Source organism: Paenibacillus sp. Marseille-Q9583 (genome assembly GCF_976954365.1).
Genome location: NZ_CDRJTB010000056.1, coordinates 1 through 20,127, shown reverse-complemented (window position 1 = coordinate 20,127; position 20,127 = coordinate 1). Strand labels below are relative to the sequence as shown.

Genomic DNA, 20,127 nt, shown 5'->3' with positions numbered 1-20,127 from the left:
GATGTCAAATTCTCTCAAACCAATTCGTACAAATTATCCTTGTCCTGATTTCTTACGAATTTTCATTTTCTATTAACATGTAGAATTTGTAGTAGAAAAGCGGACTGCCTCAGTAAATTTTTACTAAAGACAGTCCGCTTACTTAATTATTACTTAATTCATAGGCAAGGTATCGACCACGTGCCACTTTAAATCGAGCAGAATCGGAGGATAGTAAATTGGCTGTATCCAGTTGTAGCTGCCGTCAGCCTGAAGACTTCCAAGTCGGACTGTTCCATCCGGTGCTTGCTGCAGCCGCCATTTACCGCTGGCGAGGCCTTCTCCATCTAATATTCGATGTTCAGCCTCCTGAAATGAAAATTCTTCGCCCTTATTGCGCTCTACAGCTGCTAACTTTTCTTGATATCGACGCTCCAGATCCGCCTCTGCATCCACACTCGCTTCGGAGTCCCATAGTAGCTCAACGGTAAACCCCTTCAATCCATTTTCCTCAACCGCCTCTTTAAATGCGTCTGAGACATATACACGTCGACGTCTGTATTCCGGAATTTTAAAAATCGGATAATCGTGGATGACGTCAATTTTAAATGCGTACCTATTTACATTTTTAACGAAGTTTGGGTGTCCTTCTACGAACTCTATTTCGGAATGTTTGTAATCTAGTCCATCTAAAAGCCGAATGACATTGACTGCATAGAAGTTCTTGGTCAGATGTTTTAATGGTAGCAACTCTACATTGCAACTCAGATAAGGAGCAAGTACTTGAACGGCACGATCGCTGAAAATCGGGTAATTACTACCAACTCCGGTGCAGTCACAGGCTTTACGGGATCGGTAGGTTTCAAAATGTACGCTTCCCCATTTGTCTCCTATGACCATACCATTAAAATTCGGATCAAAGTATTGATTAAATTCATTTTGATTTGGAAAAGTAAACGAGTCATAATTATCGCTTTCGTAACCCCATTGCCAGATTTTCATTGCCTTCCTCCAAATTTTTTAATGCAATCTTACCTTCAATCAATTTTTTTCTAATTGACTGAAGTACTTTTATGCCCTCATTTTGTCAATATCATTGTAGTTTAGACCGTTTGGACCAAAAGTTTCGTATGTATCTTCCAGCTTATCATAAACATACTTGAAATACGTATTTGTATGCTTACCATTTTGAGTAGCTAAATTTACAACAACATTCTCCCAATCGTTTGTTGAATAGAAGATTTCTACCTTTACTTTCGGTAGCCAAACACTGTTTGCCGCAGAATTAATATCAATCTTGAAGTGGTCTATCATGAGATCTCTGGCTTTAACTGCTTCTGGCAACTTTGAAGCTTCTGACAGCACTATATGATGGGCTTGCCAACTAGATATGACGACTTCTGCCTCGTCCGGGTGCAATCCAGCTTGCTTCAATTCCTTACCTAGGATTTCTGAAGCACTACTTCCTGTAAGTGTCGATTTTACGCGACCTACCACTTGGTTTTCATAAACCAGTGGTCGTTAGTACCTCTTCACCTATATGGATATTCCAGGTTTCGTTTGTATCACGAGTGTACACTGCCTCTACACGTTTCTAAGCTTGATCCCCTGTTTTGGGTTCTTCGACCAAACTAAATCTCCAACCTGAATTTGGTCAATCGGCTTAGCACCATCTTTGCTATTTAGAAGAGTACCAGGTGCGAAACAGTTACAAGGGTTGAATTTATTGCTACCAACGATATTAATTGGGCTATTTTTATTTTTCATTCTTCCAGCAATCCAGAGACCTTATGTTAATAGTTCCTATGGTATTTTGGTTGATCTATTACTCTTGGATATATATTGAAAGAAAACAAAAGAAAAAATTATAAAGAGTCATTCATTTAAAAACGGCAGCCTAGGACTTTATCTCACTCGTCCATGACTGCCTCTTTTTATAGACTAATCAATTACAGTATTACGTCCAAAAATCTGTCCCAGCAAAAACAAACACTTTATCCAGCGCTACTTCCCCACCCTCAAAGCAATCCGCCCAGGGAACACGTTGCTTTCGCACATTAGCAGTATCCTTCACGCCAAATTCCTGATATCTTACAGTTTGCTCATTCGCTGAGTTATTCCAGTTATCCCAGCCCAAAGGATGAATATGCGAACCCATCTTGCAACCTACAAATACAGTCTTAGCGTACTCACGCCAAGGACGTCCTAAAAACACTGGAGCAATATCAGGGTCGGCTGTTAAGAAGCAATTTTTAAAAATAAAACCATGTGACTGTCTCTCGGGTGTGGAGGCAGCTGTTATATACCCTGTATTGTTTTCATAATGACGTAAACTGCGGATTTCACATTGATCAAAGTAAGCCGTTGCACCGCCAAAAATAAAATCAATCGTTCCTTCTATATAGCAATGCTGATACAACTGATGATACTGGGCATGATGTTCTCTTAGCGGAACGCCTCCGAATGCTCCTCGCTCTCGTGGAGTAGGTGGCAAAGGCCCTGTGAACAACGTGTCTTGATGCCCTTTGAAGGTACAACGCCTGAACACAGTTCGGTCACAATGCGCATAAACGGCTACCGCCTGACCAATAGGTTCTCCCTGCCCAGCACTATTGGAAATCACCAGGTTCTCTAAGACCAGGTCGGTACCTCCCAGAAATAACGTTGATGTAGCAAACGTATTGATTTCTTCACCCGCTTCATCACGCTCTTTGGCATAATGATTCATGGTTATTTCCACGAGGCCAATCCCTATAATTGTTAAATAAGAACGATAAATCCTAACTGTCTCATTATAGATGCCTGACAAAATATAAAGCGTATCTGCTTGGCCCGATGGCTCGCGCTCTAGTGAATCTATCGCCTCTTGAATCGTGTGATAGTCACAAAAGGATTCTTTGCCTACTACTAGCATCGTTGGTTCAGTTCCCTTCTATGGATTTTAGAGATGCTTCGTCAAAAATTGCTGCCATAACGTCCGCATTTCCAGAGTCTCCATATGCCCTCCACTTCCCACTAGCGGTTGCCAATGTTCTGGGCTCCCTGCAGTTTGGTAAGCTTCAGCTAATCCTTGAGCCAGATGCTCAACACCTTCAATCGGACATAACCGATCGTTTCTGCCTACTAGGCTCATTCGCGGGCGGGGAACGATCCGCTTTTGAATATCGAGCGTTGTGAAATACTTCAATAACCCGGGCACATAAGAATAGTAACCATGGTGATCTAGTCCTCTTACAGCAATTAGGGTATGCGCATCGACTTGACCACAAATATCGATAATCACCCCGACTCGTTCGTCTAATGCAGCCAGCCACCATGCCATCAAACCACCCATGGACATACCGATTGTTGCGATTCGTGACGTATCAATATCCTCACGTTGGCACATGTAATCTAACATACGAAAATTGTCATATAGCATCATGCCCCACATGACCTGCCCCTGCCATAGCATTTCCTTCACTAGCTCACTCTCAGTTTTACCGCCACGCTCATTAAACCCCCACATATCGATACAGCAAGCAGCGTACCCCATCTCTGTTAAGACTTTAGCAAAAGAGGGCTGTTGCAAATACGCGCTGCTGCGAACAAACTCATTACGTCCATTCGCGTAATTTCCCCCATGAGAATGATTAAAGACAACCAGCGGAAACGGTCCTTCTCCATCCAAAGGAATAGCAACATAAGCAGGTACCCGTTCCAATCCATTCAGATCAAACAAAAGGGATTCGAGGCGATATCCGTCCCGTTCCTCTTGGTTTATCACAGTTACCGAAATCGGCTTATCCGTTGGAAGATCACCTAACAGTTCCTTCAGTTTATCCGGCGCCATGGCTTCCCCCTTTACGGACACACATTCTGTTCTGTGGGCGAAACGGTAACTTGTTCTACTAGTTTCTCCGGCTTTTTCGTGTTCTTGGACTGACAATTCACGATCTCTATTGCTTCGCCATTTTCAATGTAAAAAGCAGGTCCTTCATGATTCTCGATAGTCACCTGTTGGAATAGTACATCCCTTGCATTGCCCAGAAAAAATCCGCGATTGTTCATGTTCTCGATTCCTGTCATCATGTCCGGATGCCCGGGAACCGCATTACTTGCCATAGAGATATCAATATTTGAAAAAGTAATCTCTGATACATACTGCTCCGCCAGTCCATATAAGAATCCCGCAGCAGCATGAACATTACGTGCGGTAATATTGGCGAAATGGATACGTCTAAAGCATGGCGTTTCATCAGTGATCGGATAAGGATTTTTATCCCACACATACTTTTCTTTCCCGCGCGGCCCACAGAAATAGTATAGATTCAGAGTAAATGGACAAATGACGTCTTCCATTACAATATTACTGATCCTAATGTCTTCAATAGTTCCACCACGACCCCGTCTTGATTTCATACGAATGCCACGATCGGTTTGCTTAAAAACACAGTTGCTAATAGTTACATTCCGAATATCTCCACTCATCTCACTTCCAAGAACAACTCCACCATGCCCATGAACCATGGTACAGTTTGTGATCGTGATATTCTCGCATGGAATACGTTCTTTCGTATCTTCAGTTCCTGCTTTGATAGCAATGCAGTCATCACCTACATCAATATTGCAGTTACTTATCCGCACATTCGTACAGGACTCTGGATTAATACCATCTGTATTCGGAGAATCAGCCGGGTTATTAATGGACAGGTTATCAATCGTCACATTGTAGCAGGCCACAGGATTAACGGTCCAGCTTGGAGAATTCACCAGCGAGACATCCTTAATCGTTACCCGCTGACAGCTATCAAAGCCAATCAAAGTCGGACGGGGGTATTTTAACTCTTTCCGTCGGTTCCGAAATACATCCCACCAAGCCTTACCATTACCATTAATAGTTCCGCTTCCGGTAATCGATATATTGACTAAACTTTTACCATGAATACAAGGCGTATGAACCTGCTGCTTCACCCCTTCCCATCTACATTCCACCGCAGGGTAATTCACAGGGTTCGTACTGAATGAAAGGATCGCTCCTGGATTTAAATTTAATTCAATATTGCTTTTCATAACAATCGCACCCGTATAGTAAGTGCCAGCTGGCACATAAACAGTTCCTCCACCAGCCTCATTTGCCGCTTCAATCGCACGCGCAATCGCTTCTGTCGCTAACATCCCGCTATTCTTAAGCGCACCAAAATCGTCAATATTATATACGGACATTCTATAGCACTCCTATTCTATATCAGATCCAGCCTCTTAATTGTTCGTATTCCACACAGGCTTGTAGGAAAGCACCCACACCTTTTTGGTCATTCGTGACAATAGGCTCACTAATGTAATAAGCAAAGGTACCATCTCTTTGGTCCACTCCACCTAACCCCGCTACTTGGCAATTCTTATTTAGATTGACCCAACCTTCTTTGGTTTCTAGTACAAATTCGCTGATAAGTCCTTGGAAGGCGCGGTCTAACGGTTCGTACCAACTAGCCTCTAACACGCCTAATCGAATGCCTTTTGCCATAGCGTACACAATCATGCTGGAAGCAGAAGCTTCTAAATAATTTCCTTTGCGTTCCCCCAGATTCACTACTTGATACCAGACGCCAGATTCAGGATCCTGATATTTCTTCACAGCAGTTAAAGTATCAATTAGAATTCGGACCAGCTCTGGATAATCAGAATGCTCACTCGGCAATAACTCTAGAACATCAACTAAAGCCATAAGATACCAGCCAAGTGAACGCGCCCAAAAGTTAGGAGATAGCCCTGTCTCGGGGTCACACCAAGGCTGAATATGTTGTTCATCCCATGCATGATATAGCAGACCCGTTTCCGCGTCTTTAGTGTGCTTCTCACATAAAATAAATTGTTTCGTCACATCTTCAAGCCCCTGCCCTTCCTCAAAGGCTAGCAAGTAGGCTAAATAGAATGGTGCACCCATATAAAGACCATCCAACCAGATTTGATAGGGATATATATTTTTATGCCAGAAAGCGCCTTCCGAGGTTCGCGGATGTGTCTCAAGCTGCTTTCTAAATAAGGTAGCCGCTTGTTTATATTTTTCCTGCTTGGTTTCTTTATATAGCGTAAATAATAATTTCCCGTTGTTAATGTGATCGATATTGTATTCATCTAGGCGATAACCCTTAACGCTGCCATCCTCCTGAATAAAGTTATCCATCTGATCTTGAATGAATTGCAGATACTTCGCATCACCGGTTTGCTTCCAAAGCCATTCAAATCCATTCAATACGACACCATAGTCATACGTCCAGCTTCCGTTGTAGCCTTTATCTTCATAGAGCTTAGGTGTCCTCGCCATGATTGAGTCTGCTGTGCGGATTGCCCAATGTGATCTCTTCATCCCAACCCCCTGATTATCATTAAATTTAAGAACTCAATAGCAAAAATTAGCGGTAGATCGTTCGTGAACAAGCCGCTACGGGTTCGGAGGGTTCTTACGATCGCTGTTAAAGCCCAATTTCTGATTATAAAAAAGATAATCGGTTGAAATAGCGCTTTAAAGGCGACCACTGGCGTTTCTCCAGAATCCCTCCGCCCCTCCGCTCTTTCACACGTAAACCTCTAATTTTTAGAATGAGTCCATTCACGAACTACCTTCTCGCATAAAATAATAGGACTTGATTCTCAGTCCCAGAGAATCAAGTCATTGTCTAGTAAGAATTCAATGGAATCACTCTTGGATTATGCTCTCCATCTCAACACAAGCCATCACCAACGCGCCTACGCCATGTAAATCATTTTTAACTTTAGGTCTAGTGACGTAACTCTCGTAATCTCCAGCCGAAGTACCGATACAGATGTCCGGCAGAATTAACCTATCCTGCTCATCCCACTGAATGATTTGGATTAACCCTTCATACCCTTTTCTAGCCGCGGCTGTAGCGACTTCCGCATCGCTTACAATGCCATGCTTCACTGCTTTGGCAATCGTGTAGACGAATAAACATGAACCTGAGGTCTCCAGCCAATTATCCGGCTCATGCCCCTTATCTACGACCTGATACCAAAGTCCACTTACCGGATCTTGATAACGAATAAGGGCATCAACAAAATCACGTAAAGTAGAAGATAATTCAGTTCGCGCTGGGTCTTGGACGGCCAACAGATCAAGAAATTGCGACAAAGCAAGACCATACCAGCCCAGCGATCTGCTCCAGAACTCCGGTGAACAACCCGTCTCCGGATTCGACCAAGGCATCCTGCGGCTCTCATCCCATGCATGATACAATAAGCCAGTTGTCTCATCCTTCATATGCTTGCGCATTAGCATTTCCTGATGAAGTACCGTCTCACGCAAGCTAGGGTCATCGTAGACATTAGCATATTTCAAGGAGAATACGCCTGCCATATAAAGCCCATCTAACCACATTTGGTTAGCATATTTATCCTTATGCCAATACCCACCTTCAGAGGTTTTGTTTAACGTAAGCAATAAATTCCTCAGCTTCTCCGCAGCGATGCGATACTTGAGTTTACCTGTCCGTTTATGAAGATTAAACAACAGTTGTCCAGCTTGAACAGCATCCAGCTCATCGCGGGCGAAATAAAAGTTACCATATTCATCTACCAAATCATCCACGTATTCCTGAATATAGTTAATATAGCGGTCCTCTTGATTAGTACTCCATAATAGCTCCATACCACACAGAAATACACCTTGATGGTAATGCCAACGATGTGCTGGGGGAAGCTCTCCCGCTCTGTAAGTATCCATTAAAGAATCGCATGCCTTTTTTGCCCAATCCATTGGTGTTGTTGGTATCCTGCCAGTCATCTCCAAGCTCCTTCCAAAGAATAATCTCTCTCTTCCTCTTATTAGCCCTTCATAGAACCTAACATGGCACCTTTGGCAAAATGCTTCTGAAGGAACGGATACACCATGAGTATTGGCAGAGTAGCTACCACGATGACAGCCATCTTAATAGTTTGATCCGGTGGTGGAACAGTGGCATCCAGCGTAGCACTGTGGTCCATTCCACTAGCCAGGACAACAATTTGTCTCAATAGGACTTGAATTGGCCACTTGCTGCTATCATCCAGATACAGAATTGCGCTCATGTACGTATTCCAATACGTTACCGAATAGAACAATCCGATGGTCGCTAAGGCCGGTAAAGATAGAGGCAATACAATCCGGAACAAAATTCCGAAGTCGTTACATCCGTCAATTTTGGCAGATTCCTCGAGGCCCTCAGGGATGTTTTGAAAAAAGTTCTTCAAGATAATCATATTAAAAGCACTAATTGCTGAAGGCAGAATAAGCGCTGCATAGGAGTCGATAAGTCCTAATTCCTTCACTACCAGGAACGTTGGAATCATTCCTCCATGAAAGAGCATCGTGAATACGACCAGGAAGTTAACCACTTTACGTCCGTCCAAATCTCTTCTAGCCAGGGCGTAAGCCATCAAAGAGGTAATGAGCATGCTGAAAGCTGTTCCAATGACCGTTACACCAATGGAAACTCCCATAGCTTTAAATAATGTGTTCGTTGAAAAGATGAACTTGTACGCTTCCAAACTCCATACTTTTGGGATCAATACAAATTTATTGGCGGCTATCTCCGCACTTGTTGTAAAAGAACCCGCTACAACGTGTACGAAGGGAAGCACTGTCACCAATGCAATAATTGCTAGCAGCGTAAAATTTATAGCAGAAAAAATTCTGCCGCCGATTGTTTTATCCTCTACCATTTCGATTCCTCCTACAACATATCAATAGACGCCTTCTTCTCCCATTTTCTTGGAGATTTTATTCACTGTCATGACCATGATCAAACCAACAATGGATTTAAAGAATCCGATGGCTGTACTGTAACTAAACTGTCCTTGTCTCAAACCTGCGGTATACACATACGTATCAATAATTTCCGCGACCTCTCGATTCATGGAGTTAAGCAGCAGATAGACATGTTCAAATCCAAGATCCAGAACGGAACCGATTTTCAAAATAAACAAGGTGATAATCACGCCTCGAATAGCTGGAAGTGTAATATGCCAGACTTGTCTAAGCCGCCCGGCTCCATCCATACGTGCTGCTTCATAGAGCCCAGGATCGATTGCAGCAATAGCAGCCAGATAAATAATAGTTCCCCAGCCCGCTTCCCTCCAGATGACCTGAATAATGTACATCGGCCTGAACCAGCTTGGATTAAGCAGGAAGTTGATTTTTTCAAAGCCAAAATAGGCAAGCAGCTCGTTGATAATCCCGCCGTCCATCGTAACCATTACAAACGAAATGGAGACGACGATAACCCATGACATAAAATGGGGTAAATAGAATAGGGTCTGAAAGGTTCTTTTGAAAAAAGTACCTCTAAGCTCGTTCAGCATCAGAGCCAATATAATCGGTATTGGAAAATAAATCAGAATATTCATCCCAAACAAGATCAGTGTATTCACTAAAATATTTAAGAAGTCAGGTTCTGTAAACAACCTGCTAAAATGCTTCATCCCTACCCAATCACTACCTGTAATGCCTTGATACGGCTTGTAATCTTGGAAGGCAATTATTAATCCATACATAGGAAAATATTTAAAAATAACAAAGTACAGTACGCCCGGCGTTAGCATGACATAGAGCCATTTATTTCTCCACAGCCGCTTTTTTAGTTCACTGTTGCTCTTATAAATACGCTTTGGTTGTGCAACTGGCTGTGCGGTGAATTCCTGCATGTTTCTCTTCCTTTCTCCTTCTTTATTCAAACTCTTTATTTCTCCAGGTGACTATGAAGAGAAAAGGTTGTTGAACCAGGATCAACAACCTTTTCAGCTAGGTTTTATTTCTTATACAATGCGTTGTACTCATCAATAATCTTAGCTCCGCCACGGCTCTTCCAGTTTTCAACTTCTTTTTCGAACCCTGCTTTGTCGATCTGTCCATAGATATACTTGTAAGTCGCATCAGTAATGATCTGTTGAAGCTCAACACCTTTTTCTGTATAGGTAGCTGAATCCATAGCAGCTGTTGGATCTGGAACGCCTACCTTAACATTCTCAAGAACTAATTCTTCTGCATGAATACGGCCTGGCAGCACGTTATAGCTTTGGTACATGCCATTTGTTTCATATTCTCCGATAACACTATCCTTAAAGCCCTTTACTTCACGTTCGATCAGCTCTTTGTCATCTGCTGGCTTCGCTTTACCGTCTTCAACCGTATAGTGAACGCCTTCAATTCCCCAATACATCAAGTTAGCTACTTCAGGGGTCATCATCGCATCAAAGAAAGCAAGAATTTTCTTCAGTTCTGCTTCGTCCTTGACAGCAGATTTCGGGAACAGGACGACGTTGTTATACCCTGGAATCATCCATTGGGCAAACTTTCCATCAGGACCTGCGACCATACTGTGTGTATCCAGAACGGCATCCGGGAAATTCTTGATGGTATCTTTATTTAGTGAATCAATATCTTGCATGGAGCCTCCGATATAAAGACCCCCTTTACCACTGGTGAACATGTTCACAGCATCTGTCTTACTGGTAGCCGCGAAGTCTTGGTTCATGTAGCCACCATCACGTGCTTTTTTGAAAAAGTCCATCGTATCGATATACTGTTGGAACGTAAAATCAGGTGCTAATTTGCCATCCACTTCGCCCCATGTGTTTGGTGTGCCAAACCACGAAGATACCGTTTTGAACGCACCATAGGTTAATTCATTCCGGTCAATAATACCTGTGGTGTCCTTCTTGCCATTACCATCTGGATCTTGTTCTGTGAATGCTTTAGCCATAGCCAGCAATTCATCTACATTAGCCGGTGCTTTAAGTCCCAGCTTATCTGCCCAGTCTTTTCGGTAAATGATCCCTTGGCGTGCAAGTGGACGCCCGATATATAGGGTATAAAGCTTGCCGTCTACTTTCGTGTTATTCAGAATTTCCGGTTTCATTTTGCTCAAATTAGGGAATTCACTTAATAGTGGACCAATTTCCCAGAACTGACCGTCTTTGATCGCGTCTTTCATTTGAATAAAAGTGGTTTGATTTTTTAAATAAGTTACTTGTGGCAGTGAGCCTGTAGCAAAGGATGAATTCAGCTTTTCTTCATACGTGTCTGCTGGATAAAATTGATAAGTTAGCTTGGTGTTCGTCAATTTCTCTACTTCTGTTTTAATTCTGTCTGGTGGTGTTTCTGTCGTATTCAATGGAAGCATGATTTTGATTTCTGTAGGTTTCTCTTTAGGTGCTTCAGTCTCTTCCACCTTTGTGGTGTTCTCTGCACTTGTAGTTGGAGCTGCTGCTGCTTCTTTGTTATTGTTGTTACCACCGCATCCAGCTAACAATGTGCTGAATGTTAACAGTGCTGTTAACAACATGGTGAAGGATTTCTTCTTCATACCATTTTGACCTCCATAATTTGTATTGGTTACGAGTTCCACGTTACATCGTCGGCAAGGTTACGAAAACAATCATTTCCCCATAAAGCCCCGTTCTTAAAGGGATCTGAGCAAATGATTATGGTGATAACACAAAAAAATCCACCGCGTCATCCGCAGTGGATCAAACTAACCTATTTACTTCTCTATCCCAAGTTCAGCCTCACCATATTCCATAATAATCTGATCTCCTCCGCTAGCTCTCCATTTCTCAACTTCCTTCTGGAATCCCTCAGCGGTTATATTGCCTAGTATGTAATTGTACGTAGCATCCACAATGATTGTAGACAATTCCACATTTTTCTCATCATAGGTGGATGAGCTTAGAGACACGGTAGGATCGTCGACCAGAAAAGATTCATTATCTTTACTTAGCTGATCCGCAAGTGAGGTCAATTGCTCCTTCTGAGCTACCTCCATAATGTTCTTATTACTAATATCTGCAATCATCAAAGAATATAACGGATTTACTTCTTGCACCCGCAGTTCTGAGGTTTCCTCGGGAAGAATGATTTTTCCACCCTCAAGCTTATAATGGCGCCCTTCAAACCCATACATCATTATATTCGCTACATCTTTATCCATGGTTCGATCAAAGAATTCGAGTACCTGGCGGAGTTCAGCCTCCGTAGCAATGGCTTTTTTGGAGAAGAGATAGAGTCCATTATAATTGGGTATCGCCCACACCTTATATCCTACTGGCCCTTCGATCCGATTGATTAACGTAAGTTCTGCCTTTGGATTCAAATTCTGAGCTTCAATAGACAGCCGCTTTACATCTGTCATACTGCCAATAAATACACCAGCAATCCCATTAATGAACTTATCGCGTTGTACTTCTTTGCTCGTTAAGGCGAAATCCTGATTAATAATTTTCTCATCATATAATTTCTTCATGAAATTCATGGTGTTCATATACTCAACGGTCACAAATTCAGGAACGAATTGATGATTCTCTAGTTTCCAATTATTCGGGGTGCCAAAATACGAACTTAATGTCTTGAATACCCCATACACAAGATCATTTCGATCGACTAATCCGAAGGTATCCTGTTTGCCATTCTGATCTGGATCGTTGTATGTAAATTGCCTCATAACCTCATACAGTTCATCCAGTGTTTGTGGATTATTTAAATGGAGATTATCGAGCCAATCCTTACGAATAATGACCCCCTGTCTGGAAGAAGGACGTTCCGTATATAGGCCATAGATCTTACTATCTACAGAAGTCTGCTTAAGAATGGCGGGGTTCAGTTGTTTAAGATTGGAGAACTCCTGAAGGTATGGGCCGATCTCCCAAAAGGCATCCGAACGAATAGCATTTTTCACCAGATTATAGTCTGAGAATTTTACAAATGTGACCTTTCCGAGTGAATTGGTCGTAAGCGCCGTGTTCATCTTATCCGTGTAGACACCCTCTGGAATCCACCTTATATCGAGCTTCACACCTGTCAGTCTTTCGATCTCTGCCATAATCTCTTTCGAAGGCTGTTGTGGAAAATGAAGGGGTGCCAAAATTGAGATGCTCGGGGGAGATACTACTGGGCCAGATTCGGCAGATTCCTTATCGTTGCAAGCGCTTAACAAAGAGAAAACGAGCATGGTAAATAAGCAGAAATACAGCGTTGCCCTTTTACCCATAGATACTTTAGACATTTCTGTGGCCTCCTAGGTATTGTAAGGATTATCACTCTATATCTTGAAAATTTTACAATTTATAAGCATAATTAGAGCTAATGATTATCACGAAGCGAGATGATTATTGTTATTTCATACCAAGTTACATACACTTAGATCAAGTGTCTACTTCTACATAAGTAAAGGTGCTGAGTCCCGTGAGACCATTAAGCTTTCTAAGTAAGCTAACGATGTTTGCCTTTGTAATTAGCACGCTGCCTGTATTGTTCATCGGTTCTTTTTCATATTTCACATCTTCAAAAGAAATTCAAAAAAACGTTAACGACAGCAAAATGGAATTAATCTTACAAATCACCTCAAATGTAGAACATAAGTTAACAACTGTCAATCAAACATTAAACCAAGTGATCAATTCTAGTGTATTAAAAAAAGCACTAAACAACCCTTTAAATGAAACCGATTTCATTTTATACAATGATTTAAGAAACGAAATTCGCAATATGCAGTCCTTCGATACAAAGCTGGAAGATGTCATCTTATTAAATCAGCAGCAAAATTGGATGATCAAAAATTCTGGGGTCTATCGCTTGGATGAGTACAAGGACCATGCGCAGCTCACCAACCTGATGAATATTGCCGAAGATACCTCGTGGATCCTGAACCCGTCCTCCATATTTTACAGTGAGGAAAGCATTAACGTCACAGGCTGTAACTACAGCATTAGTCTTATCAAGAAACTCCCAACCAATAAGCTGCAAAAATATGGGCTTGCCTTAGCTAATATTCCTGTCTGCAGTCTTCAGGATTTCATTAACTCGGATGTACAGCCACTCGACGATATAATCGTTCTGGATAAGACAGGTCGATTTCTGCTGCATCCGGACCGCAACTTAATCGGGAAACCAATGAAAGAAGGCGGATTTACAGAAGATTCTTTCATTACTAATCCATCTAAACTTTCAGGTCAGTTTAAGACCAGGATCCACAAGAAGGATTACTCCGTCACTTACATGCGCTCTCAGATGAATGGCTGGGTCTATCTTTCGGTCACATCCATGGAAAGTTTAACGAAAGAATCCAAAAAAATTAGCCTGTTCACGATATTCGTGTGTAGCTTTATGCTTCTATTGTCTATTCTCTTGGCATGGATCGGTTCAAGACGGATGTACACTCCCATTGAAAGACTACTCAATCAAATGGGCCAACGCAAACCGGACATTAAATCCAGACACACGAATGAATTTCAGATTATTGGAGAACAAGTTCATTCTTTATTCCAATCCAAATCACAGCTGGAAAAAGAAGTCCGTCAGCATATCCAACAGGTGCGTACCTTCTTCCTAATCAATGCTTTCCATGGCAACGTGAAGAAGCGCGATCTGCACGAAGAGCTGAAACAATTCGGCTACCATAAGCAGCTCGAAGAATGGAAGACGATGGCTGTGATTACGTTGTCGATTGATTTTGCCGATGATTCCAGCTATGAGAAAAAAGATCTTAATCTCTTATTATTCGCTGCCCACAATATAATCGAAGAGTTAGTCTGCCCTGAACAACGACTGGCACCTGTAATTATGGATCATGCAGTAGTCGTCTTATTAGGGAGTCCAGACAGTGATACCGAGTCTTTTCACAAGACATTATATTCATTAACGGAGAAGCTACAGCAGGAAATAAACAACTACCTAAAGCTTCAGGTGAGCATTGGTCTGAGCCTTCCCTTCAACACCTTCGATAAATTATCCACGGCTTACAGAGAGGGACTCGAAGCACTGAAGCATCGGATCAAACTTGGTAAAGGTGTCATTATCCAGTATGAAAATATTAACTCTGGCAAGCACTATCTGAATTTGAACTACCCTACTCATAAAGAAAATGACTTACTGGACGCTATCAAATTAGCTGAAACAGATAAAGCAAAAGAACTCATTCATTTGCTCTTCAAATCTATCTTTGCTCATGAGCTTTCACCACAGGAATACCAGATCCCGTTGACGCGCTTACTCAATAATTTACTCATTATGATGCAGGAATCCGGTATTAGCTTAAATCAAATTTATCATGCTAATGGTTCCATATTTGAGGAGCTGCATGACCTCCATACTGTAACGGAGATTGAAGATTGGTTCTGGAGCATGGTCATTAATCCGATGATCAAGATTTTTAACAGCAGACAAAATGCTCAATACCATAACATCTCTGAGAAGATCATCGATCTGATACAGCATGATTATGATACAGATCTTACTTTAGAAGAGTGTGCTTCACGCCTGCATTACAATGCCAACTATATCAGCAGTGTCTTCCGCAAGGAAACCCAGTACTATTTTAGCGAATATCTAACGATGTACCGATTTAAAATGGCGAAAAAATGGCTGAAGGAAACTGACATGCCCATTAAAGATATTGCGGCCAAATTAAGATATAACAACTCTCAGAACTTCATTCGCTCTTTCCGTAAGCAGGAAGGCATGACACCCGGACAATACCGGGATCACAACGCTGGCACAAAACTTAAATCCACCTTTGACGAATCGATGTAAAAAAGAAGGAGAAAATCCTATGACATCCACATTATTTATTGCAGGCGACTCCACTGCGGCTATCAAAGGCGCTGATGAAAAACCTATGACTGGCTGGGGAGAATACCTGCAAAGCTATTTTGGGACTTCTGTTCGAATCGAGAATCGCGCTATTAATGGTCGCAGTACCAAATCCTTTATAACTGACGGCCGTTTGGAAGACATCCTTAAAGACTTCAAAGCCGGTGACTACCTCTTCATTCAATTTGGACATAACGATGAGAAAAAAGAAGATCCTTTGCGTTACACTGATCCCGATACTGAATATCGCCGCAACCTAATTCAATATATAGAAGCTGCTCAGCAGTTAGGAGGGACTCCGGTTCTGCTAACCTCTGTAAGTCGCCGCCGCTTCAACTCCGATGGAGAGCTTGACCCGCTTGCTGTAGGCGTTTATCCCGAGGTAATGAAACAAGTAGCTAAAGAAACGCACACCCCGCTACTTGATATTTTCACAGCTTCGCAAGCGCTCTATCGTTCATTAGGCGAAGAAGCATCTAAGAAATTATTCATACATTTGCCTGAAAAAGCACATCCCAATTATCCAAATGGGGTAACAGATGATACTCATTTCTCGGATGAAGGTGCGCAGCAAATTGCTAAACTTGTGGTTCAAGCGCTTAAACAAAACACAGCCTCACCTATATCAAACTTACAACAACTTTTATAAGGAGTGATCATATGAGCATCCCCCTTCATCTAGGTGTTCGAGCACATGATTTCACACATGTTCCATTGAAGGATTTAATTGAGAAGATTCAGTTCTATAATTTCGCTCATATCCAGTTTGCAATTAAGAAATCTTTTCCTGACAGTACTCCGAGTCTGACGGCTATAAGCCCTGGAACAGCTAGTTATTTTGGAAATGCCTTTAGAAACGCTGGTATTCAGATTGCGGTGCTTGGCTGTTACGTTAATATTGTAGACACCGATCTATACAAACGGGCACAAGCGTTAGCCGAATTCAATACGTATCTTCGCTTGGCCAGAGATTTCGGCGCTAGTCTAGTAGGGACAGAAACTGGAAGTGTGGGACTTGGGTATACCACAGATAATTTTACAGAAGAAGCTTTTCAACAGGTCGTTACTTCGGTAAAGCTAATGGTCGCAGAGGCCGAACGTTTTGGTGTGACGGTAGGTATTGAAGCAGGACTTCATCATCCGCTGTATTCCGCTTCCTTAACTCGCCGACTGCTGGATGAGATTCCTTCTAATAATCTTCAGATCATATTGGATTGCGCAAATCTAATGTCACCTACAAATTACTTGCATCAGGAAGCTATTATTATGGAAGCTTTGAAGCTCTTAGGAAATCGAATTGCCATCATTCATTTAAAAGATTTTATCGTGCAAGATGGAGCCATCAAAATTGTTCCTGTAGGTCAGGGCTGGCTTGAGTTTGAGCCGATTCTCCGTTATATGAAATACGAGCGTCCGCATATTCAGGGCATTTTAGAGAGTACTCCTGAATCGCATCTAAGAGAAAGCATCGCTTTTTTACAGCGGATATATGAAGAAGTGTAGCGTGGATTTTTATAATCTGTTTAACATCCGTTTGACCTTCATCAAATAATGGACTGTTATGATCAAGACATCAAGAGTATTTGGGAGGGGTTCTATGCGTCTTGCTTTATTTACAGACACATTTCTTCCGCAGACGAATGGTGTTTCACTTACGCTTCAGCGCTTAACCACTCATTTGAACCGGCGAGGTATCGAGCATCTGCTATTTTCGCCGAAATCTGCTCCTGACGACAGTTATGCCGATCCCATACGTCCCATTACCAGCATCCCTTTTTTCTTATACCCAGAATGTAGACTCGCACTGCCAAATATGTCCTCCATCCAGTCAGAGCTAAAAGCTTTTCGACCGGATCTGCTTCATTTGGCTACTCCGTTCAATATCGGCCTATGCGGCCTTCGCTATGCGCGAAAGCTTGGCCTGCCTCATGTCGCCTCCTACCATACCCACTTTGACCGCTACCTTAATTATTACCGGATGAAAAAAATCGTTCCTCTTTATTGGAAGTACATGAAGTGGTTTCATCGATCCTGCGATGCTACCTTCGCGCCCTCCAACGAAACACTTGATTCCCTCCAAGCTCAAGGCTTTCAACGTTTGAAGCTTTGGTCTAGAGGCATCGACTGCAATCTCTACACTCCGAAAAAACGCAGCCATCAGGTCCGTGATCGTTACGGAATTACCGCACCGATATTACTTCTGTATGTGGGAAGGATTGCTCCTGAAAAAGATATCAACACCCTTGCTCTCGCCATGCAGCAATTGCCCGAGTCTATGCAAGCTCAGGTACATTGGTTAGTTGTTGGAGACGGTCCCTTATTATCAGAGATGCGGGCGCAGGCACCGCAAAATGTCACGTTTACGGGCTACAAACACGGTGAAGAGCTTGCCCAATTGTATGCCTCAGCTGATCTATTCGTCTTCCCTTCCAGTACGGAAACCTTCGGTAATGTTGTCCTTGAAGCCATGGCCTCTGGACTGCCTGTCCTCGCCGTAAATGAAGGTGGGGTGAAGGATCTGGTTACACCCGGTCGCACCGGAATAATCGCCCCACCTCGTTCCCCGGATGCTTTTATTCATGAGATTTGTGCATGTATAGAGCAACCACAAAAGCTGGCTGCTATGGGTTATGAGGGGCGACAGCTGGCACTCGGCCGCTCGTGGGAGACCATTTTTGATGGACTCATTCGCGATTATGAAGAGGTCATTGAGAATAGACGCTTCGATCTTATACCGGCTTTACTACCATTAATATAATAATGACGATTGTGAGCACATGTACAGCTGCTTCTAACGGAGCGATCTTGTTCATAGCGGCGATGTAGCCTACAGGGATTTCATCGCTATCACTCGCCATCACAAGCTCGGTCAGCTTTTTCAATCGAGGCTCAACGAATCCAATAATAATGATTTCTATCACGATAAAAAATAATAACGAAAGATTGATCCACAACACCGACAAGCCCATTTTATCTATGATCATTAACAAAATGCCTGTAACAATCAGTGTGATCCCACCCGTTTTAGGGAATCTGTTTATTTTCTTCATCATGCCAAATACAAAACGAAGCTGGCTGCCTGTCTTGGCTGAGCTTGTCAGTATTGGCAGCACAAAAGCTGGTCCAATTCCCACTATGGCCGCTATAACATGTATGACTACCACAATCTTAGAGATAATATCCGTCCATTCCATGATTACAATCCTCCCTATCATTCGTTGTTTAGATTCATATGACGATGATAGTGGAAATAGTCTTGCAGAATCCTTTAAATCTTAGATAATCTCAAAAAAACGCCTAGCCGGATATTACCGACGTAGGCGCTTTTTTAACTTTCATGACAATAGTCATGGTTAATCTTCAATCCTATTTTTTCATTATGTTATAATATTGGCATCCTTGATAGGAGGGGAAAAGATGGCCCTTATTCATTATGTTGAGTACAATACTACGCACGCGAGCAATTTTGTTATAGATGTTCCCGTGGGCTATCACTGGCTTCTTGTAATCACCAAGACCCCAGCACAATTCTGGGTAAATGGCGGGCTCAAGGAATACCCTGCTCACAGCGCAATTCTCTATCGTCCATTGCAGAAAGTCTATTATCAGGCCTGCACCGATCAATTTATCAATGACTGGATCCGCTTCGAATCCAATGAACCTTATATTACCGAATCTCCCCTTCCGCTTGGGGTTCCCTTTGCCCTTAGTGATCCGGACTACTGCCACAAGTTGTTTGAACTGCTTGTCATCGAGCATAATTTTAATCGGGATTGCAAGGAATCTTCCATTGATTATTTGCTCCGCACGTTGTTCAACAAGCTATGGGAATCCTACTTCCAAGATGAAATTACACCTCAATACTACAAATTACTGAAACTGCGTACAGCTATTCAAACGAACCCAGGCGATTATTGGACAGTTTCGAAAATGGCGGAATTTCTTCGAATCAGTCCCGGCTATCTCCAGAATATCTACAAGAAAACGTTTGGAATTTCCTGCATAGATGACGTTATCAATAGCCGAATTCGTATGGCAAAAGAATATTTGATTCACAATACTCAAAGTATTGCTGAAGTCGCTTCCTGGTGCGGATATCAAAATGTGGAACACTTCTGCAGGCAATTCAAACAAATGACTGGGTATACGCCGAGAAATTACCAAAAGCATGCAAGGAGTTAATACCCGAATTATATTTTTGCAACACTGATTATGCCGTTCACTATTGAACGAGAGTTAAATACTTCATTAGCATGAAACCATCGCAAATCCGACTTGATACGATAAGCTCTGCACTATTCCACATCTTTTGATTAATGGCGATCAGGTCCCTGTTCATCAGAATATCCCCAGTTATCTGGTTTGCTTTACGGACATCGCTGCCGATCATAGCGACTAATGTCCCATCCCCTCCCCTATCTTTCATGCTCCAGTAATCATCAAAATATGTGCATTGTACTTTGCTGAGCAATCACGCTTTTGTTCAACAGCCCATTACTGGAGCTGAAGCGATTTGCCACTTTTAT

At 42.4% G+C, this 20,127-nt stretch carries 18 protein-coding genes; 5 read left to right on the top strand and 13 right to left on the bottom strand.

The annotated features are described in order from the left end of the window. Window positions 1-153: 153 nt before the first annotated feature. The 11 genes from ACWNM1_RS22035 to ACWNM1_RS21985 all read right to left on the bottom strand — a co-directional run bounded on the left by ACWNM1_RS22035 (window position 154) and on the right by ACWNM1_RS21985 (window position 13,016). Window positions 154-981: an imm11 family protein gene (locus ACWNM1_RS22035; RefSeq protein WP_449602662.1), complete on the bottom strand. Its 828-nt coding sequence runs from the start codon at window positions 979-981 to the stop codon at window positions 154-156. A 69-nt stretch (window positions 982-1,050) separates the two neighbouring features. Next, on the bottom strand, window positions 1,051-1,476 hold the full coding sequence (locus ACWNM1_RS22030) for an AHH domain-containing protein (protein WP_449602661.1): 426 nt from the start codon (window positions 1,474-1,476) through the stop codon (window positions 1,051-1,053). A gap of 460 nt (window positions 1,477-1,936) precedes the next feature. Then, on the bottom strand, window positions 1,937-2,893 hold the full coding sequence (locus tag ACWNM1_RS22025) for a pectinesterase family protein (RefSeq protein WP_449602660.1): 957 nt from the start codon (window positions 2,891-2,893) through the stop codon (window positions 1,937-1,939). 27 nt (window positions 2,894-2,920) lie between these two features. Continuing rightward, entirely contained in the window at window positions 2,921-3,811 is an 891-nt protein-coding gene (locus ACWNM1_RS22020; RefSeq protein ID WP_449602659.1) for a dienelactone hydrolase family protein, read from the bottom strand. A gap of 11 nt (window positions 3,812-3,822) precedes the next feature. Beyond that, window positions 3,823-5,184, bottom strand: coding sequence for a glycoside hydrolase family 28 protein (locus ACWNM1_RS22015; protein WP_449602658.1), 1,362 nt, complete (start codon window positions 5,182-5,184; stop codon window positions 3,823-3,825). Window positions 5,185-5,206: 22 nt separating this feature from the next. Then, window positions 5,207-6,328, bottom strand: coding sequence for a glycoside hydrolase family 88/105 protein (locus ACWNM1_RS22010; RefSeq protein ID WP_449602657.1), 1,122 nt, complete (start codon window positions 6,326-6,328; stop codon window positions 5,207-5,209). A gap of 330 nt (window positions 6,329-6,658) precedes the next feature. After that, window positions 6,659-7,762 (bottom strand): glycoside hydrolase family 88/105 protein, encoded by a 1,104-nt coding sequence (locus ACWNM1_RS22005; protein WP_449602656.1) that lies wholly within the window; start codon window positions 7,760-7,762, stop codon window positions 6,659-6,661. Window positions 7,763-7,803: 41 nt separating this feature from the next. Then, window positions 7,804-8,679 carry a carbohydrate ABC transporter permease gene (locus ACWNM1_RS22000; protein WP_449602655.1) on the bottom strand — a complete coding sequence of 292 codons (876 nt, stop codon included), beginning with the start codon at window positions 8,677-8,679 and terminating at the stop codon, window positions 7,804-7,806. 21 nt (window positions 8,680-8,700) lie between these two features. Then, window positions 8,701-9,660, bottom strand: coding sequence for an ABC transporter permease (locus ACWNM1_RS21995; RefSeq protein WP_449602654.1), 960 nt, complete (start codon window positions 9,658-9,660; stop codon window positions 8,701-8,703). Between the two features lie 104 nt (window positions 9,661-9,764). Continuing rightward, a complete protein-coding gene (locus ACWNM1_RS21990) occupies window positions 9,765-11,321 on the bottom strand; it encodes an extracellular solute-binding protein (RefSeq protein ID WP_449602653.1) in 1,557 nt (518 codons plus the stop codon). Between the two features lie 177 nt (window positions 11,322-11,498). Beyond that, the gene (locus ACWNM1_RS21985; protein WP_449602652.1) at window positions 11,499-13,016 is read right to left on the bottom strand and encodes an extracellular solute-binding protein; all 1,518 of its coding nucleotides are present in this window, start codon (window positions 13,014-13,016) and stop codon (window positions 11,499-11,501) included. Window positions 13,017-13,195: 179 nt separating this feature from the next. On the opposite strand from ACWNM1_RS21985, the gene ACWNM1_RS21980 reads away from it, so the two are divergent. From ACWNM1_RS21980 to ACWNM1_RS21965, 4 genes are all read left to right on the top strand, one after another. Next, the gene (locus ACWNM1_RS21980) at window positions 13,196-15,541 is read left to right on the top strand and encodes a helix-turn-helix domain-containing protein (protein WP_449602651.1); all 2,346 of its coding nucleotides are present in this window, start codon (window positions 13,196-13,198) and stop codon (window positions 15,539-15,541) included. 19 nt (window positions 15,542-15,560) lie between these two features. Continuing rightward, window positions 15,561-16,250, top strand: coding sequence for a rhamnogalacturonan acetylesterase (locus ACWNM1_RS21975; RefSeq protein WP_449602650.1), 690 nt, complete (start codon window positions 15,561-15,563; stop codon window positions 16,248-16,250). Between the two features lie 11 nt (window positions 16,251-16,261). Then, on the top strand, window positions 16,262-17,104 hold the full coding sequence (locus ACWNM1_RS21970) for a sugar phosphate isomerase/epimerase family protein (RefSeq protein ID WP_449602649.1): 843 nt from the start codon (window positions 16,262-16,264) through the stop codon (window positions 17,102-17,104). Between the two features lie 94 nt (window positions 17,105-17,198). After that, window positions 17,199-18,359 (top strand): glycosyltransferase family 4 protein, encoded by a 1,161-nt coding sequence (locus tag ACWNM1_RS21965; protein WP_449602648.1) that lies wholly within the window; start codon window positions 17,199-17,201, stop codon window positions 18,357-18,359. Here ACWNM1_RS21965 and ACWNM1_RS21960 read toward each other — a convergent pair. After that, the gene (locus ACWNM1_RS21960) at window positions 18,331-18,795 is read right to left on the bottom strand and encodes a DUF2269 family protein (protein ID WP_449602647.1); all 465 of its coding nucleotides are present in this window, start codon (window positions 18,793-18,795) and stop codon (window positions 18,331-18,333) included. The two genes, ACWNM1_RS21965 and ACWNM1_RS21960, sit on opposite strands and share 29 nt — an antisense overlap. A gap of 223 nt (window positions 18,796-19,018) precedes the next feature. Here ACWNM1_RS21960 and ACWNM1_RS21955 point away from each other — a divergent pair, with 223 nt between their 5' ends. Beyond that, window positions 19,019-19,783 carry a helix-turn-helix domain-containing protein gene (locus tag ACWNM1_RS21955; protein WP_449602646.1) on the top strand — a complete coding sequence of 255 codons (765 nt, stop codon included), beginning with the start codon at window positions 19,019-19,021 and terminating at the stop codon, window positions 19,781-19,783. Between the two features lie 40 nt (window positions 19,784-19,823). Here ACWNM1_RS21955 and ACWNM1_RS21950 read toward each other — a convergent pair whose 3' ends face one another. Continuing rightward, a complete protein-coding gene (locus ACWNM1_RS21950) occupies window positions 19,824-20,027 on the bottom strand; it encodes a hypothetical protein (protein ID WP_449602645.1) in 204 nt (67 codons plus the stop codon). Window positions 20,028-20,127 lie beyond the last annotated feature (100 nt).